This is a genomic window from Paenibacillus sp. AK121 (assembly GCF_019042715.1).
Lineage (GTDB): Bacteria > Bacillota > Bacilli > Paenibacillales > Paenibacillaceae > Paenibacillus > Paenibacillus polymyxa_C.
Map to the genome: position 1 here is coordinate 256,945 of NZ_JAHPJM010000005.1, position 16,722 is coordinate 273,666.

The 16,722-nt window shown below is 45.4% G+C and carries 20 protein-coding genes; 17 read left to right on the top strand and 3 right to left on the bottom strand.

The features are described from left to right. Positions 1-91: 91 nt before the first annotated feature. The 4 genes from KSP24_RS11850 to KSP24_RS11865 all read left to right on the top strand — a co-directional run bounded on the left by KSP24_RS11850 (position 92) and on the right by KSP24_RS11865 (position 3,794). Positions 92-676, top strand: a complete 585-nt coding sequence (locus KSP24_RS11850; protein WP_013370825.1) for a general stress protein — start codon at positions 92-94, stop codon at positions 674-676. A gap of 240 nt (positions 677-916) precedes the next feature. After that, positions 917-2,089 (top strand): acyltransferase, encoded by a 1,173-nt coding sequence (locus KSP24_RS11855; RefSeq protein ID WP_216975186.1) that lies wholly within the window; start codon positions 917-919, stop codon positions 2,087-2,089. A gap of 318 nt (positions 2,090-2,407) precedes the next feature. Then, positions 2,408-2,770, top strand: a complete 363-nt coding sequence (locus KSP24_RS11860) for a replication termination protein (RefSeq protein ID WP_013370828.1) — start codon at positions 2,408-2,410, stop codon at positions 2,768-2,770. 19 nt (positions 2,771-2,789) lie between these two features. Next, complete coding sequence (locus KSP24_RS11865) at positions 2,790-3,794, top strand: Gfo/Idh/MocA family protein (protein WP_013370829.1); 1,005 nt, start codon at positions 2,790-2,792, stop codon at positions 3,792-3,794. Positions 3,795-3,909: 115 nt separating this feature from the next. On the opposite strand, the gene KSP24_RS11870 is transcribed toward KSP24_RS11865, so the two are convergent. Beyond that, entirely contained in the window at positions 3,910-4,479 is a 570-nt protein-coding gene (locus tag KSP24_RS11870; protein ID WP_040101522.1) for a TraR/DksA C4-type zinc finger protein, read from the bottom strand. Between the two features lie 143 nt (positions 4,480-4,622). Here KSP24_RS11870 and KSP24_RS11875 point away from each other — a divergent pair, with 143 nt between their 5' ends. From KSP24_RS11875 to KSP24_RS11905, 7 genes are all read left to right on the top strand, one after another. Then, positions 4,623-5,000 (top strand): DivIVA domain-containing protein, encoded by a 378-nt coding sequence (locus KSP24_RS11875; RefSeq protein WP_013370831.1) that lies wholly within the window; start codon positions 4,623-4,625, stop codon positions 4,998-5,000. A 97-nt stretch (positions 5,001-5,097) separates the two neighbouring features. Next, entirely contained in the window at positions 5,098-5,532 is a 435-nt protein-coding gene (locus KSP24_RS11880) for an Rrf2 family transcriptional regulator (protein ID WP_013370832.1), read from the top strand. Between the two features lie 25 nt (positions 5,533-5,557). Then, positions 5,558-6,058, top strand: a complete 501-nt coding sequence (locus tag KSP24_RS11885; RefSeq protein ID WP_013370833.1) for a metallophosphoesterase family protein — start codon at positions 5,558-5,560, stop codon at positions 6,056-6,058. A 36-nt stretch (positions 6,059-6,094) separates the two neighbouring features. Continuing rightward, on the top strand, positions 6,095-6,421 hold the full coding sequence (locus KSP24_RS11890; protein WP_040101520.1) for a (2Fe-2S) ferredoxin domain-containing protein: 327 nt from the start codon (positions 6,095-6,097) through the stop codon (positions 6,419-6,421). 128 nt (positions 6,422-6,549) lie between these two features. Further along, on the top strand, positions 6,550-6,828 hold the full coding sequence (locus tag KSP24_RS11895) for a hypothetical protein (protein WP_064963291.1): 279 nt from the start codon (positions 6,550-6,552) through the stop codon (positions 6,826-6,828). A 106-nt stretch (positions 6,829-6,934) separates the two neighbouring features. Further along, positions 6,935-7,537, top strand: a complete 603-nt coding sequence (locus tag KSP24_RS11900) for a nitroreductase family protein (RefSeq protein ID WP_040101518.1) — start codon at positions 6,935-6,937, stop codon at positions 7,535-7,537. A gap of 239 nt (positions 7,538-7,776) precedes the next feature. Next, positions 7,777-8,700, top strand: a complete 924-nt coding sequence (locus KSP24_RS11905; RefSeq protein WP_216975187.1) for an NAD(P)/FAD-dependent oxidoreductase — start codon at positions 7,777-7,779, stop codon at positions 8,698-8,700. A 10-nt stretch (positions 8,701-8,710) separates the two neighbouring features. Here the strand turns inward: KSP24_RS11905 and KSP24_RS11910 are convergent, their stop codons facing one another. Together KSP24_RS11910 and KSP24_RS11915 are read right to left on the bottom strand one after the other, a co-directional pair. After that, entirely contained in the window at positions 8,711-9,040 is a 330-nt protein-coding gene (locus KSP24_RS11910; protein WP_064963289.1) for a hypothetical protein, read from the bottom strand. Between the two features lie 144 nt (positions 9,041-9,184). Next, positions 9,185-9,505 (bottom strand): winged helix-turn-helix transcriptional regulator, encoded by a 321-nt coding sequence (locus tag KSP24_RS11915; RefSeq protein ID WP_064963288.1) that lies wholly within the window; start codon positions 9,503-9,505, stop codon positions 9,185-9,187. Positions 9,506-9,796: 291 nt separating this feature from the next. On the opposite strand from KSP24_RS11915, the gene zwf reads away from it, so the two are divergent. The 6 genes from zwf to KSP24_RS11945 all read left to right on the top strand — a co-directional run bounded on the left by zwf (position 9,797) and on the right by KSP24_RS11945 (position 16,328). Further along, positions 9,797-11,299, top strand: a complete 1,503-nt coding sequence (zwf, locus tag KSP24_RS11920) for a glucose-6-phosphate dehydrogenase (protein WP_014599692.1) — start codon at positions 9,797-9,799, stop codon at positions 11,297-11,299. 57 nt (positions 11,300-11,356) lie between these two features. Continuing rightward, positions 11,357-12,250, top strand: coding sequence for a phosphogluconate dehydrogenase (NAD(+)-dependent, decarboxylating) (gnd, locus tag KSP24_RS11925; protein WP_013370842.1), 894 nt, complete (start codon positions 11,357-11,359; stop codon positions 12,248-12,250). A 159-nt stretch (positions 12,251-12,409) separates the two neighbouring features. Next, complete coding sequence (locus tag KSP24_RS11930; protein WP_216975188.1) at positions 12,410-13,084, top strand: SOS response-associated peptidase; 675 nt, start codon at positions 12,410-12,412, stop codon at positions 13,082-13,084. Between the two features lie 379 nt (positions 13,085-13,463). Continuing rightward, entirely contained in the window at positions 13,464-14,672 is a 1,209-nt protein-coding gene (locus KSP24_RS11935; protein WP_216975189.1) for an MFS transporter, read from the top strand. 55 nt (positions 14,673-14,727) lie between these two features. Beyond that, positions 14,728-15,174, top strand: a complete 447-nt coding sequence (locus KSP24_RS11940; RefSeq protein ID WP_058829540.1) for an OsmC family protein — start codon at positions 14,728-14,730, stop codon at positions 15,172-15,174. A 68-nt stretch (positions 15,175-15,242) separates the two neighbouring features. Further along, the gene (locus KSP24_RS11945) at positions 15,243-16,328 is read left to right on the top strand and encodes a lactonase family protein (RefSeq protein WP_216975190.1); all 1,086 of its coding nucleotides are present in this window, start codon (positions 15,243-15,245) and stop codon (positions 16,326-16,328) included. Positions 16,329-16,722 lie beyond the last annotated feature (394 nt).

The window sequence follows — 16,722 nt, forward strand, 5'->3', positions numbered from 1 at the left end:
TTGCGAATTTTGTAAAATCGTTTAAACGTCAGGATAGTGGGGTAATAAAAAAACGAACCACTCAACAACAACATATTGGGAGGTAACTATCATGGCTAATAACTTAAACGATTATAATGAAAAGAAAATTGTTGGTGTTTTTGATACCGAGCAAGAAGCATCTCGTGCGATTGGACAATTGCAGAGCAAAGGAATCCCAAGCAGTGAAATTTCTGTGATTACACGTGACCGTGACGACCTCAGGACGATTAGTGAGGAGACAGGCACCAAAGCACCAGAGGGCGTGGCTACAGGAGCGGCTACCGGCGGTGTTGTAGGCGGCGTCGCTGGCTTGCTGGCAGGCATCGGGGCTCTGGCGATTCCGGGTATTGGACCTATTCTTGCTGCTGGACCTATCGCGGCTACCCTTACGGGAGCAGCTGTCGGAGCGGGAGCAGGTGGCTTGGTCGGTGGACTGGTTGGACTGGGCATTCCAGAAGATGATGCTCGTCAATACGAGACATACGTCGATCAGGGCAAGATTTTGGTTCTGGTAGATTCCGCTGATCACCACCGGGATGTATATGATATTTTCCGCACCAACCGTTCTCTGAATGCGGATCGTTACAGAACATATGATGATACGGTGGCGGATACGCGGACAGATGCGTACACAGATACTAGAAGGAACCTGTAACCATCACATGGCTGGTGGAAACGTAATTTACAATAATTTGGCTCCGTCCTCTTTTATAGGTTTTCTAAAGCAGCAGTCTCCCCGTGAGGAGACTGCTGCTTTTATGTGCTAGCTACTGATTGAATATACCTAAGATAGATGATGCTTCGCTTGGCATTGGCACCATTATCCCTCTATATATTTTTACAGGATTGTCGTTATAATAGATTTATAAATTGCTAGATGTAACAGGAGAGTGACATGAGTCAAAAAGAGAGAATTTCCGAAGTCGCTTTGCTGAGAGGGTTGGCTTTTGCAGCCGTTGTTCTTCAGCATTCCGTCGCACACTATGCGGTTGCGCCGGGGGCGCGCATCCAGGACGGAGTTGTAATGACCCTATTACTGCTGTGTTCCAAATTTGCAGTACCTGTGTTTGTGTTCATTACTGGAATGGTGCTATTTTACAATTATGATGGGGCCTTAAAATATGGAACGTTTTTACGCAAACGATTCATGGATATCATCGTTCCTTATATCATATGGTCTCTTTTATACGAGTTGGGGAATCAGCTTGCCCAAGGTGGAGGATTTATTCACCCGTTAGATTTTTTACAAAAGCTGTTGAACGGGAAAAGCAGCTATCATCTGTGGTACATCATTATGATTATCCAATGTTATGTGTTATTTCCCGTGTTTCGTTATGCTGTACGTCGTTTGTCTGCGCTACTGCCGTCAACATGGCGACCCGCTACATTGGCTGGATTCGGCGTCCTCTATATTTTGCTTATGTTGGCGGTGGGACCCGTATATCAAGTGATGGATCAGCTCCAGCTTCCCGTCATTTCTTCTTGGTTTACCATATACGCTGACCGGAATGTGATCTATTTTTTCTTTTATTTTATATTAGGAGCGGCAGCTGGGATGAATGTCAAGCGTTGGAATGCTTGGGTTATCAAGGCGCAGTTGATATACTGGCTGCTCTTTATCGTGATTACAGGATACTTGCTGTATGAGATGATCGGTCAATTCCAGATGCCGCGAGGTACGGTCCTTTCTTTTAACTATTTGTCTCTGCTGCGTCCGGTTATGGCTGTATATTGCATCACGTCTATTTTTGTAGCTTATCGGGTAGCAACGTGGATTGCTCACAAGGGAGGACGTGCGGCGCGGATGCTGACCGTCATGGGAACGTTGTCCTATGGAGCATATCTGATGCACGCCTTTATGCTGCGCGTAACCTACTATTTTGATGGAACGTTGTTTACAGATTGGAGTCACGTTCTTCGTACACTGGCTTCATTCGTTCTCTGTATAATCTTTTCTCTTGTTGGAACATGGTTGCTGGCACATTTGCCTTTGGGCAAATGGATCGTGGGGCTTCGAATTCGTCCCCGCCCGGCTGGAAGTCCGCCAGCCTTCCAAAAGCAAGCTTGATTCAGCGATAAAGTTACATTATTTCACAAAAAGTATCCCGAAGCTTTCAGAAGAAGGCCGAGGGATACTTTTTTAAGTGTTATTATGTTGTTTCAACATATGAAAAATTCACAATAGAAAACCATAAAATCACTCCTCAGCACTATGCACACTACTCTATAATGCTTCATTCCATAGCTCTCGTCACCTTCAAGCAGGTCTCAAGGGACGGAGAGTTCTCGTAAACTCTCATATTTATGAAAGGAAATAGTCTATGGACGCAGAGTGGTTTATAATGGAAGATATGAGACTTGAATAAGGTGTAGAGGAGGTTGTGAAATGGCGTTTATGATATCCCAGCGGGCTTTTATCAAAATTTATCTGATCACAATGGTAGAGAGGCATCGCGGATATGGATATCAGATGCTCGAATCGATGAAAGATGAGTTTAGTAGTTTCGGATATGTTCCGCCTCAAAGCGAGGTGTACCGGGCACTGCATGAACTGGTTCAGGAAGGTGTTTTTTATCGTACCAAACGATTAAAAGGAACAGACCCGCGTGTAGATTTTCAGGAGATTGTGCTTTATCATTTTACAGACGATGGGGAGGAGAAAGCCCGATTGTACAAAAAGCAGGTCAAAGCTGATCTGGACCGTTGCTTAGGTATGCTGCATAAAGCGGAACAAGACAACTATTCCTAACTACGAAAGGATGAGAATGATGGGTAGAAAGCTGAAATGGGGAATTTTAGGCACGGCGGAGATCGCCAAAATCGCTGTAATTCCGGCGATTCAGCAATCCGAACGCGGAGAAGTACTTGGAATTGCTAGTCGTAATGCGGATAAAGCCGCTGAGGCCGCCCGGGAGTTCGATATTCCGAGAAGTTATGGAAGCTATGAAGAGCTGTTGGCTGATCCCGAAATCGGAGCGGTGTATATACCATTGCCAAACCATCTGCATGAAGAGTGGACCATTAAGGCAGCGGAGGCCGGGAAGCATGTTTTGTGTGAAAAACCATCTTCGCTTAGCTCGGCCGGGACAAGCCGCATGATTGAAGCATGTCGCCGTGCCGGAGTGACATTTGCGGAAGCTTTTATGTATCGCTATCATCCCAAACATCGAAGAATTAAGGAAATCATCAATAGTGGGGAAATTGGTGACATTCGCGGTATTCATTGTACTTTTACATTTAACAATACTGATCAGGCAGATAATGTACGCTTTAATAAAAGCATGGGCGGCGGCTCGTTATATGATGTGGGCGTGTATCCGATCTCAGCCGCTCGTATGTATTTGGATCGGGAGCCGGAGGCAGTGACGGTACATGCTTTATTTTCCCCTGAGCATGATAACGTTGATATGATGGCCTCCGGTCTGCTGGAATTTCCGGGTGGAGTCAACCTTACTTTCGATTGTGGTATGTGGGCAGCCAATCGTTCCAATATGGAAATTCTCGGCAGCAAGGGTACGATTGCAATGCCCAAGATGTTCGGTTGGGAAAGAACATCTGTCGTACCGCAAATTTTCGTTCACGTTGGTTCGGTTACGCGTGAGGAACGTCTGAAAGGTTTTAATTCTTTTGAACTGCAAGCAGATGCTTTTGCCGAAGCGGTGCTTGACGGTATTCCGTTGCCATATGAGCCAGAAGATGCGGTAAGCAATATGAAAGTAATCGACGCTTGTATTGAGTCAGCTCGCAGTCGAAAGCGGATAGAAATTGGGTAAGCGAGACCATCGTATTTCCGGAAGACATAGAAAAGCAGCCGGTCCCAAGGACAAGCTGCTTTTTTAGATGAACCAATACATAGATATTTTTAATGAGTTTTTGTACATTCGAGCATCACATATTTTCATCATAATCTGTGACATCACGCTTGGCGGCTGTCGCAGGCGAGTTTGATGTGCCGTATTTTTCCACCGCGTCCCATGCGCCCGCATCATCAAATCGTCCTGCATTCCGTTGGCGAACCTCACCTGCACCTTTGGGCGGCGGAGTCATAACCTGTTCCTCGATTGGACGATCATTCGATAATTCTCGTGTTGGAGTGTGCTCGACTGTATAGGCTGTATATGGAATGGCTTGCAACCGTTCAAAAGGAATTTCTTCCCCGCTCTCCACACATATTCCATACGTCCCATCCTGCATCCGTTGCAGGGCTGCATTGACCTGCTCCAACTCGTTTTCCAGCGACTCATTAATCGCCAGATCACGAGAACGTTCAAAGGTTTCCGTCCCTATATCGGCGGGGTGGTTATCATAGGACGAGAGCTCACCTGTGGAATCTGTCAGTGTTTCTCCCAATTGTGTGTTTTCCTGACCGTTTTGTTTAAAATGTTTTTCTAAATCATTTTTCTGCTCCAGTAACATATGTTTCAGCTCTGCAAGCTGTGAATCGTTCAAATGGTTCATGATCATCTCTCCCCTTCATGGTCTGTATGAGTGGTGTGTATGCTCTTTTATACCCGTTCATAGACCTGAGCAATCAGCAGAGACTTTTATTCCCAGCCTAGAATGTGATATAAAAAGAATAGTGTGTTAAGGAGGGAAAACCGATGGATGAACATATGAAGCGTCGTCTGGATAAGCAAAAGCAGTTGTTTAAACAACTGGGCATTCAGCTGGACGCGCTCTCCATTCATGAGAAACAGTTTAAAAATAAAATGCGCGGCTATGATCCGGATGAGGTGGATGCCTTTCTGGATGAAGTGATCAAGGATTATGAACGCTTTTATGCCAATATAGCCGACCTGATGGACAAGTGGCAGGAGCAGCAGGCAACCATACGTGATTTGAAAAATGCACCCAAGCCTGCAGCCGACTTTAATGCACTTGACCGTCGTCAACTGGAGGATATCATTAAGCAGTTGGAATATAGTGTGCGCCAATTAAAAGTGCGAGTACGCCCAGAAAATGACTATTTTCCAGAGTAAGGAGTAGTAAGCACTGTGTCGCTGCCTCTAATGTGGTATGATGGAAACATGCATTTTATCAAACATTTAATGAGGCACACATATAAAGGTGGTTAACATGAGTACCCATTTTTCCGTTAGTATCCATTGTCTGCTTCTTCTGGCTGAAGGGGCACCTGAGCGAATGACTTCGTCACTTATTGCTTCCAGCATTAATACAAACCCGGTAGTTGTGAGAAGAATTATGAGCCGACTCAAGCAAGCTGGTCTGGTGGATTCGTCACCGGGAGCGCGCGGCTTTCGTCTAAGCATGTCGAGTTCAAACATCAATCTGAAAATGATCTATGAAGCGACCAAGGATGAAGGCCCGCTGTTTGCCATCCATACCGACAGCAATCATAATTGCGAGGTTGGCAGGAACATAGACGCTTTATTGGATGGTTTATATACGGTGGCAGAGCAGAAAATCCAGGCGTTTTTCGAGACCGTTACGTTGCGAGATCTGGAGCAGGCTCTCAAACAGCGGGTTGGACAACAAAGTTCATCCGTGTAAAAGACGCCAGTAAGGAGAAATTGATATGAAAATCATCGTACTTTCAGACACCCATATGCCACATAGAAGCAAAACGCTGCCTAGTCGGCTTGTACAGGAGCTAAAAGACAGTGACCTCATTCTCCATGCTGGAGACTGGACGGATTGGTTCGTATATGAACGTCTAGCTGAATTTGCGCCTGTACAAGGCATTGCCGGAAACAATGATGGAACCGACATCGTGGAGCGTCTAGGCTATCAACGTATTGTTGAAGCCCAAGGCAAGCGGATTGGTATGGTTCATGGTCACGGCTGGCGCGGCTCGACAGAAAATATAGCACTGAATACGTTTAAGGGAGAAACGCTGGATTGCCTGATTTTTGGACATTCTCATATTCCTGTGGTCAAAAAGATAGATAATCTGCTTGTCCTTAATCCGGGGTCTCCGACGGACAAACGCGGTGAAGACGAATATTCATTTATCGTGCTGACGATTGAAGACGGGCAGATGGAAGCACAGCTTGTTCTTTATCCAGATAAACATTGATTTAAAAACCAACAACTGTTGATTAAAGGGGAAGTTATGGCTATTTTTGATTTAGAACCTATGAAGCATCATGTGTTGATTTGTAATGGAGGCACATGTATGCGACATGAGGGTGAAGAAGTTACCCAAGCAATTCGGGATGAAATTCGTAAACAACATGCAGAAGCATATATTCACACAACCAGAACTCGTTGTAATGGGCGCTGTCATGATGCGGCGGTTGTAATCGTATACCCGCAAGGGGATTGGTATGGTCAAATGACTCCGGCCTCAGGTACAGAGCTGGTGCAGAAGCTCGTAGCGGGAGAGAAGCTGGAGCCTCATCTTTTTCATGAATGTACACGTAAATCCAGCTCGCAATAATCCAGTCAACTATTAATAAGAACATGAGTAGAGAAAATCTTTCGGAGATTTTCTCTTTTTTGCGTTTAATCCCCAACCTGAAAGGTAAAAGTATACTGTGGACACAATCCGATAGGGAGGGAAGAAAGATGACCCCATTTGAAGATAATCTGCATGGTAAGAATGAGCAAAAAGACCAGACGGGGAAAGGAACAACAGAGTCTAAACATCAGGAACAGCCGATTAATCGTGATCATGCAGAGCAGTATCCGACAGAGCAGGAAAGCTTGTTTGACCGTTTTGAAATTGAACAGACGGTAGATGCCATTCCCGTAGAGGATTTAAAGATGGAAAGACAGGAGGAGAGAGACAAGGATGCAACCAAACACACCTCTTCCAGTGAGAAAAAATATAAGGACGGCGTATAATTTTTAACCAACTGGTAATATTTAAAAAGAAATCTCTTGACTTCAAGATATGTAGGATGTATATTAAGTTACGAAAAGTAATTAATTTTTCTCAGGAGGTAACAAAATGACTAAAGACTTCTTCACAGCGCTGAAAGACAGACGCTCCTATTATGGCATTAGTAAAGAACAAGTAATTTCTGACCAACGGATTCAAGAGATCGTAGAGGAAGCTGTGAAGTATACACCTACCTCTTTCAACTCCCAAACTTCACGCGCGGTAGTGTTGCTCGGAGAGCATCATGACAAACTGTGGAATATTACAGAAGATATTTTGCGGGAAGTGGTAGGCAATGAAGAACAATTCAAATCTACTGCTGAGAAAATGAACGGTTTCCGCAGCGGTTACGGAACAGTGTTGTTTTTTGAAGACAACAACGTGATAGCTGGTCTGCAACAACAATTTGAAGCGTATGCGGACAATTTCCCAATCTGGGCCAACCAATCTAACGGCATGCTGCAACTGGTTGTATGGACGGCTCTGGAGCAAGAAGGACTGGGTGCATCCCTTCAGCACTATAATCCTTTGATCGACGAAAAAGTGAAAAACGAATGGAACATTCCTGAGCATTGGAAACTGATTGCTGAAATGCCATTTGGTAAACCGACATTCCAACCAGGTGACAAGGAATTCCAACCTATTGAAGAACGCGTAAAAACATTTAAATAATGATCATAATAGTATGATTTTTCAGGTTTAACCTGAATACAGCGCTGCGGATTATCCGTAGTGCTGTTTGTCGTTTCATTTTTTGGTTATCTAACCATTTGGATATATGAAGAAGAGAGGTTATTTCATCCGTATGTAGGTGATATTATGTTTGAAATTGGATGAGAAGTTTACATAAGTGTGATTGCTTTTTTGGCAGATGTTTAGCATTTGCGCGTATTTGAAGGAGGTATTAGGACATGAAATACGATTGCATTATTGTCGGTGGGGGGATCGCCGGATTGCAAGCAGCAATTCAATTGGGCAGATACAGCAGTCATCGGGTGCTGGTGATAGATTCGGGCTATGGTCGATCTACGCTGTGTCATCAGTATCATAACATTTTGGGTTTTCCTGATGGGATTTCTGGTGAAGAGCTGCGAGGGCTTGGACGTAGTGAAGCCATGAAGCTTGGCACTGAATTTGTTGATGGCAAGGCGGTAAAAGCGACCAAGAGAGATGAGCTTTTTGACATTGAAGTGGAGGCAGGGGCAGTATATACGTCAAAAACGCTGCTATTGGCCACAGGGCTGACGGATCGCTTTCCAAAGCTGGGAGGGCTACAAGCCTGCCTGGGCAACAGTGTGTATGTGTGCCCCGACTGTGACGGGTATGAGGTTCAGGATCGCAGTACAGTCGTCATGGGGGCGGGCAAAGCGGGAGCTTCCATGACCTTGATTTTATCAGCACGTACCGATCACCTTGTCTATGTCAATCATGAGCGTTCAGAAGTACCGAACGAGCTGATCGTGAAGCTGCGGGAAAAAGGGATTGAATATAAGGAAGCAGCCATTTCTGAAATTATCACGGGACAACCGGGCTGTTTTGAAGGAGTACGGCTGGCTGACGGACAAGTGATTGGAGCAGAGCGGGGGTTCTTAGCCTTTGGAAGCAACCATGTTCATTCAGAGCTGGCGGAGCAACTGGGCGTACATCTGCTGCACAACAAGCATATTGAGACGCATCCCCGCAGCAAAATGACAAACGTGGAAAATGTATGGGTGGCCGGAGACTTAGGGGCTCATGCCGAGCAAGCGACGGTTGCGATGGGAGAAGGAGCTATGTCAGCGATCTGGATACACAAGGTATTATCTGGTATAAAAACAAAAGTACCGCAACTCTGAGAGCTGCGGTTTAGAACGATGGGCGTGTACTAGGTTGAAGATGAGGCTCGAAGCGTCTTAATTGATCGCTCATGCCATACTTGCGTAAGATTTCCATCTGTTTGTTACCGATGAGATCAAAATGAGGATAGGGCTGACGCTGATGTATATATTGGGGGTCCAATCCGTTATGCTTGCACCATAAGCGCAGCTTATCCAAGTCAGAGCACCCCACCTTGGTGACAGTTGTAATGCCTGGAAAGCGGTCATCCAGCCAGTAATGCGTTAGAAAAGCAATCTGGCCACGACTGACCTCTCTTTTCCAGCTCATCAGTTCCTGCCGGGTAATGCCAAATGCCATCGATCTCATCCTTTCCTGGCTCATATCTGAAAACATGAGCTACTGCGCGGTTGTCCCATTATTTTCGTCCTATTGCTTGTATTATGATCCACATGGAGTAACACAATAACAGGAGAGCGTAATTGGCGATCTCCTGTTAGCGGTTTAAAGCCATCTTTCGGCCCAGCTCTCCACACCATTCAATGCATCACCTAGCTCTTTACCCTTACGTGTCAGCGAATATTCGGTCCGCACAGGCCGCTCTGTGATGACATTGCGAAGGATTAGGCCGGAAAGCTCTAGTTCCTTGATGCGCTCGTTCAGCATGCGTTTGCTAAGATCAGGTATGGAAACTTGAATTTCACTAAATCGTTTGGGATGTTCCATCAAAGTATGAATGATGAGAGCGGTCCATTTTTTGCTGATGATCTGAAAGGACTGTTCCACCTTACCGCACAAAAGCTTAGGCTTCCTGTCGTCGCTCATCTGAATCCCCTCAATTTCATTGTTGTTTTAAACAGTATACTAAAAGTAACTCTGTATACCAATAGTAACTATAATGCATTGTATCAACTGTGACAATTTTAACAGTTTTTTCTCTTTCCTATCGTCAATCATACCACAGAAAACGTTATCATTACAGGATATATCGAATGTTCACGATTTCGCTAAAATTTGATTGACTTGCCCCTTATTTTGGGTGTATTATGGGTTACGTTAATTCCTCAGGTAACTTTTAATAACCTCATCTTTTATAATGGGAAGAAGGAATATTTCATGGATTCAATGACATTTGTCTTATTTGGAGCGACAGGGGATTTGGCTAAACGCAAAATTTACCCGGCCTTGTATAATTTGTTTGTAGAAGGTAAAATTCCGGCTTCCTTTTCTGTAATTGGGATGGGGCGTCGTGAAGTGGCGGACGAACAATTTCAAAGTAATGTAGAGCAATCTATTAAGGATTTTTCCAGACATGTGAATGATGACCGTGCACAGATGGATCAGTTCTTAAGTGCTTTCCGTTACTGTGCATTGAACGTTAACCACCCGGAAGATTATAAAAAGCTGCTACAGCTTGCTGAGCAACGTGAAAATGACTTGGGAATTCCGGGGAACCGCATGTTTTACTTATCGGTGGCACCGGAATTTTTTGATGTGATTGCCCACAATATTCGGGAAAGTGGTTTGGCTGAAACAAAGGGATGGAAACGACTTATTATCGAAAAACCATTTGGGCATGATTTGGAATCGGCACGCGAGCTGAATGATCGCCTGAGCAGAACCTTTGCTGAGAATGAGATTTATCGTATTGACCATTACTTAGGTAAGCCCATGGTTCAAAACCTGGAAGCTTTAAAATTTGCTAATCCATTGCTTCAAGGGGTTTGGAACAATCAGTACATTGCCAATGTGCAAATTACCGCTTCTGAGACTGTAGGCGTAGAGGAGCGAGCAGGATACTACGATCACTCCGGTGCTATTCGTGATATGGTGCAAAATCACATGCTGCAGGTGTTGATGATGACGGCTATGAACAAGCCGGGACATATTACGGCTGATCAGGTGCGGGATGAAAAAAGTAAGGTGATGGACGCGCTTCGTGCCCTTGATCCTTCTGATATTGCTTCCAACGTGGTTAGAGGACAATATACCGCAGGTGAGATCAACGGAAAAGCAGTTCCTTCCTATAAAGAGGAGCCGGACATTGGACCTGATTCGCAAAATGATACGTTCATTTCAGCTCGCCTTTGGATTGACAATGAACAATGGTCGGGTGTGCCGTTCTATATTCGTACCGGTAAACGCATGAAAGAAAAATCCACTCGCATCGTTGTGGAATTCAAAAAGGACAATACAGATCCTTATGCTGCTCAAGGGCAGCCGACCGATCCGAACTTGCTGATCATTCATGTTAACCCGGATGAAAAGGTAACGCTCCGTCTGAACAGTAGAGATCCGCTGAACAATGGTCAGCTGGAGACGGTTCTGATGAATTATCATTCCGAGGCCAAGGATGTCCCAGAAGCTTATGAACGCCTCATCTTTGATGCGCTGCGCGGCGATTCGACCTTTTTTGCTCATTGGAATGAAGTGGAGCTTTCATGGGTGTGGGTTCAACCCGTACTCGAAGCTTTTACCCGTGGTGAAGTCCCGCTTCACACATATGCGGCAGGCTCTTACGGTCCAGAAGCTTCAGATCAATTGTTGGAAGAACAAGGCTTTACATGGTGGTTGGACGAAAAGTCCGAAAGCTCTAAAAAAGCAGTCGTTCGTGCTTAGTCCAACAAAAAAAGTTTGTACAGAAATATATTTTTGCTACGGCAGGAGGCCTTTATAATGCAAGTAGGATTAATTGGTTTGGGAAAAATGGGTTTGAATCTTGGTAAAAACTTGATCGATCATAAGCATGAAGTTGTGGCTTACGACGTCAATGCAGCCGCAATTCAAGAAATGAAGGAGTATGGAGCTGCAGGTGCTTCTACTTTGGAAGAGCTTGTACAAGCAACTCAATCCCCTAGAGTGCTGTGGATTATGGTTCCTCACCAAATTGTTGATTCTGTGCTGGATCAGCTTCAACCAATGTTGTCCAAAGGGGACATCATTATTGAAGGCGGTAATTCTCATTACAAAGAGTCCATTGCTCGCCATGCTCGTCTGAAAGAATACGGTATCAGCTTTATGGATGCAGGAACTTCCGGCGGGATGGAAGGTGCACGCAATGGCGCTTGTTACATGATCGGTGGCGATCCAGAAGCTTGGGCGGTTGTTGAGCCGATTTTCCGCGATACAGCGGTGGAAAATGGATATTTGTATGCTGGTAAATCTGGTAGCGGACATTTCTTGAAAATGGTTCATAACGGTGTGGAATACGGTATGATGGCTTCCATCGGTGAAGGTTTTGAAGTGCTGGAGAAAAGCAACTTTGACTTTGATTATGAACAAGTAGCGCGTGTGTGGAACAACGGTTCCGTTATTCGCTCTTGGCTGATGGGCTTGACTGAACGCGCATTTTCCAAAGATGCGAACCTGGACGAAATCCGTGGGGTGATGCACTCTTCCGGTGAAGGTAAGTGGACTGTTGAGGAAGCGTTGGACCTTCAGGCAGCAACTCCGGTTATTGCTTTGTCCTTGCTAATGCGCTACCGTTCGCTGGATGCTGATACATTCAACGGCAAAGTAGTTGCTGCGCTGCGTAATGAATTTGGCGGCCACGCTGTAGAGAAGAAGTAATAACGATATAAGTTAGTATCTATCCCCGTAGCTTCATGACTGCGGGGATATTGCTATATATTTTTTTGCTCATCAGGTTTTTGTAAAATCCTCGCTTATGCATATTTTTCCTTGTATATCCGCACAATAGGTAAAAAAAGGCGGAAGGATGAATTGCATATGTGCAAAAGATTTTCGTTATCGGCTGATTTGGATGAGGTAAGGGATCATTTTGGTATACAACGTGTGATGTATTATTATAAAACACGTTATAACATGAGTCCCACCCAGCATGTTCCAATTGTGCTGTATCAGGATGGAGAACGGGTGCTTGATGAATTTCGCTGGGGATTTATTCCTTATTGGGGTAAGGATTGTGTTAATGCAGACCTGAATACTGTTCGGGTAAATCCTAGTTATCGGAAGATGGCGGAAACCCGCCGCTGTATTATTCCTTGTAATGGTTTTTATTATTGGCGAAAATTAGGCAAACGCATGTGTGCTGTCCGAGTGGTATTGCCGGAACAGAAAATGTTTGCGGTCGCGGGGCTCTATGAAATATGGCAGGATAGCCGAAAGGAGCCGTTACGCACCTGTACGATGATGACAGTTCAGGCCAATACGGATATACGTGAATTTGACAGCCGGATGCCCGCTATTTTGGAAGCAGACCAAATAGATTCATGGCTAGATCCGTCGATCCAGAACATTGATGAGCTGCTGCCCTTATTACGCACGTATGAGCAAGGTGGTATGAGCATCTATCCGGTGACCCCGCTGGTGGCCAATGATGAACATGATAGCCGTGAATGCATTCAGGAAATGGATTTACAGTGGTCCTGGATTAAACCTTAAATGTATGAAGATTTGTATCCATTATTGATCATAAGATTCCCGCCACCTGCATAGGTATGTATTGGGGAACAAGCGTCATAATCCGGGGAGAGGGGAAACGGCCGAAGGAGTATCTCATATGGGATGGAGGCGATTGGAATGAGTAACGATACACTCATCCAGCTGCTGGTGCTCATGGTGACGATCATCGGTCTGGTCCAAAACCGGTAACTGACAGGTTCCAGAAGGCGGGAGAATTGCCGTAGGCAATCTTCCGTTTTTTTTGCATTAAAAGGCTCGCAGATTCAGGAAGCTTGCGATACAATAGATGCTGGGCTACAGGTGACAAGACACCTGAATATACGTCTACATACGATGCATTTTTAAGGGAGAGCGAATCATGAGTGAATTAACTTCATTACCCCCAGCTAAAAAAAGAAAATTGCTATTTAGCGCAGGGCTTAGCTGGCTGTTTGATGCTATGGATGTGGGACTGCTTTCATTTATAGTGGCAGCTTTGGCTAAGGAGTGGCATCTCGGATCTGAGCAAATTGGACTGCTGACTGCAATGAATTCAATAGGAATGGTGTTCGGGGCCGCTTTGGCGGGGATTTTGGCAGATCGTTACGGTAGACGCGCTATATTAGTGTGGACACTGTTGATCTTTTCCATTGCCAGTGGCTTATCCGCTTTTGCGACAGGTCTCGGAATGCTGCTGGTGCTGCGTTTTATTGCTGGTGCAGGCTTGGGCGGGGAATTGCCTGTTGCTTCGACGCTGGTGTCAGAATCAGTGCCTGTAAAAGAACGAGGAAGAGCAGTTGTGCTGCTGGAAAGCTTTTGGGCGGCAGGCTGGATTCTTTCGGCTCTTATTGCTTATTTTGTTATTCCGAAATACGGTTGGCAAATGGCATTTATTCTCGGCGCAGTACCTGCGCTGTACGCTCTTTATCTACGCAGAGCTATTGATGATTCACCGCGTTATAAGCAGCAAAGCGTCAAACTTCCGCTGCGTGCACGATTGGCTTCGATTTGGTCGGGACCCCATCGCAAGTCTACGCTAATGCTGTGGATTTTATGGTTTACAGTTGTATTTTCATATTATGGCATGTTCCTGTGGCTGCCAAGCATGATGTTTATGAAGGGATTTGAACTGGTTAAAAGCTTTGAGTATGTCCTAATCATGACACTTGCACAATTACCAGGTTATTTTACCGCTGCCTATCTGATTGAAAAGCTGGGTCGCAAATTTGTACTGATCATCTACTTGTTGCTCACGGCAGTGTCCGCTATTTGGTTTGGAACATCGGAAACGGCAGGGATGTTGTTGGCTGCTGGTATCTGCTTGTCCTTCTTTAATCTCGGTGCATGGGGAGCCATGTATGCTTATACCCCGGAGCTGTACCCAACGTCTGCTCGTTCTACCGGTGTGGGTATGGCAGCTGCATTTGGTCGTATTGGCGGTGTGATCGGGCCTTTTGTGGTCGGTATACTCGTAGGACAAGGCATAGCGTTACCATCTATCTTTGCGATTTTTTTCGTAGCGATCCTGATCGGAGCAGCTGCTGTATGGTTGCTGGGTACCGAAACTAAAAATCAGGAGATTGACTAACCTTTACATTCACCTGTGTAAACATTCATAATACAAGAGAGAGGAGTGACCTGAAATGGAGCATACCTTTCTGCTCAAGGCAGACTGGAACGGGGGACGCAACAGCGATGGGCGTATTGAGGCCGGACAGTTGCGGACAGCGATTTCGATTCCGGCTGAGATGGGAGGCCCTGGTGTGGGCACCAATCCGGATGAAATGCTGCTCGGAGCAGCTGCTACCTGCTATTTGATTACTTTGGCGGCGATGATGGAGCGTGCCAGTCTCCCGGTGGTATCACTGGCACTGGAATCCGAAGGGATTGTCGATGTAACGAACAACATTTTTACATATCGCCGAATCGTGCATCGTCCACGAGTTCTATTGTCCGTCGATGCAACAGAATCGCAAATCGAACAAGCATTGCGCCTTGCAGAGCAGGCTGAAACCTCATGCATGATCTCGCGTGCTGTAGCAGGCAATGTAGCATTGTCTACAGAACCTGTGGTGGAGCGCGCCTCTTAAAGCAGTATCTGTAACAGGAGCAATCATTCAATTGCCCGTCATTTTTTTAATCCAAGGAGGACACAACCATGACAGCACAACAAAAATTGCTCGTATTCGCAGGCTCTTACGCCGAATTGGAAGGTAACGGAGTTTATTCGTATACTTTTAATGAACAGACAGGAGCCCTGACACTACAGGGTGAGTTCTCCGGCTTGAAAAATCCTACATTTCTAAATGTAGACGTTAAAAATCGGAAGCTGTATTCCATTGGCGAGACGACTTCCGCTGCAGGAGCGAAGGCAGGCGAAGCCTCTGCTTTTGAAATTGACCCGGTTAAAGGCACATTTACTTTGCTGAATCGCGCGGAAAATGTAGGCTCCACAACATGCCACATTCAACGTGATCCATCCGATCGTTACCTGCTTGTAGTCAGCTACCACGGAGGTATGGTAGGACTGGTATCTCTGACTGAGGACGGGCGTATCGGTGAATTGCTGGATGTAAAACAGCACGAGGGTAAAGGAGCGCATCCTGAGCGTCAGGATCGTCCACATCCACATTCCAGTTTCTTTAGCCCGGACGGCCGCTTCCTGTTCGTACAAGATCTTGGACTGGATCTGATCCGTATTTATACCATTGATGACAGCAAAGGGCAACTGGTGCTGCACGGTGAAACGAAAACCCATGCAGGTGCAGGCCCACGTCACTTGACGTTCCACCCGAACGGTAAATTTGCTTTTGTTATTAACGAAGTGGATTCTTCCATTACTTCTTTCGCATATGATGCAGAAGCTGGCAAGCTTACTGAGCTTGAGAGCGTACCGACATTGCCGTCTGACTTTACTGGCGAAAACACAACTGCAGAAATTGCGATTTCACAGGATGGCGCTTATCTGTACGGTTCCAACCGTGGACATGATAGCATCGTGGTGTACGCTGTAGATGGAGCCACTGGCAAGTTGAGCTTGGTTGAGCATGTATCTGCCGAAGGCGAGCATCCGCGTCATTTTGCTTTGACACCTAATGGTGACTATATGCTCGTGGCTAACCGCGACACCAACAATATTGTTACCTTCAAAGTGGACAAAGCAAGCGGTCGCTTGACCTACACTGGACAACAAGTAACCGTGTCCAAACCAGTATGCGTGCAGCCTTTTTACTTTTCCGTGTAAAAATAGGGCAACATCAGAATTAATTAAGTAACGGTATGCGGCTTGTGTTCGCTACGAGAACGGATTATTCTTCCGATCGCTGTTGCCCCCGGATTTCTTGGTTGTATGTTCAAGGGGAGAAATCCGGGGACAAAGGCGAATACTCCGCTTCTTCATAACAATTCCGTCCTCTCCGCTGCTTTATTTCTGTTGGCAACCATTTGTTTATACAGAAAAAATGAATATGCATATGTTGATGGTTTCGGTGAATTAACCAGGCATAAAAATTTATTAGTAGAAACGGCTCGTAGGATAACCTGCAGCCGTTTTTATTTTAGCGCTTAGTCACTTCTAAGAAAGGTCATTACCTACAAAATTATTCTGAAGTTTTAAGATCACAAATAAGATACGAATA